This is a genomic window from Maribrevibacterium harenarium (assembly GCF_006385675.1).
In the GTDB taxonomy this organism is placed as follows: Bacteria; Pseudomonadota; Gammaproteobacteria; order Pseudomonadales; family Marinomonadaceae; genus Marinomonas; species Marinomonas harenarium.
Genome location: NZ_VFRR01000132.1, coordinates 1 through 713, shown reverse-complemented (window position 1 = coordinate 713; position 713 = coordinate 1). Strand labels below are relative to the sequence as shown.

Sequence of the window (713 nt, the reverse complement as noted above, 5' to 3'; positions counted from 1 at the left end):
GGCCGACTCATGCCGAAATCAGTGGCCAGATGATACCGAAATGGGTGGCTGACTCATACCGAAATCGCTGGCTCGATCATCCCGAAATACGCAAAGGCAGATTATTGATTTTAATGAAGATGATTGTTCTGCTCCTAAGCCGATTCGTGCACACAATATCTGCCGTATTTTAGATGAGTATTTCCAGCCTTTGTCTGCTCATGCTCGCCTGGCTGAGCGTATCGACACTATGATTCGATTAGGATATGTCGCAAGGAATCCTGTGACGGGAGATCTGAATAAGCATCTTCAAAACGGTTATGAGCGGTTAATGACAGGAGATTTGCAGGCTTTTAGATTTAACGAAGCGAGGTCCTCGGCTCAGAGCGCTACATTAATAGGCTGTTCAGGCGCTGGGAAAACGACTGCTTTAAGAAGGGTTTTAGGTAGCTATCCGCAAGTAATATTCCATCCCCAGCACAACTTGGACCAAGTCGTGTATTTGAAAATTGATTGTTCTCATGATGGTTCATTGAAAGAAATTTGCTTTAACTTTTTTCGGGGATTAGATCGCTTGTTAGGCACTGATTACGAGAATAAGTACGGTCTTAAAAAGAGAAATGGAACTGAGACACTGCTAGGGAACATGCGATTAAGTCGGCAATGTGAGACAATCTAGCCGACTTAATCTGACTACGACTCCTGCCAACCATGAACCAACTTTCTTTCGCTGA

Annotated in this window: 1 protein-coding gene; it reads left to right on the top strand. The window is 44.2% G+C overall.

Annotated features, from left to right (window positions below; translation table 11 throughout):
* Positions 1-229 precede the first annotated feature (229 nt).
* A complete protein-coding gene (locus FJM67_RS17845; protein ID WP_328591939.1) occupies positions 230-658 on the top strand; it encodes an ATP-binding protein in 429 nt (142 codons plus the stop codon).
* Positions 659-713: the final 55 nt, after the last annotated feature.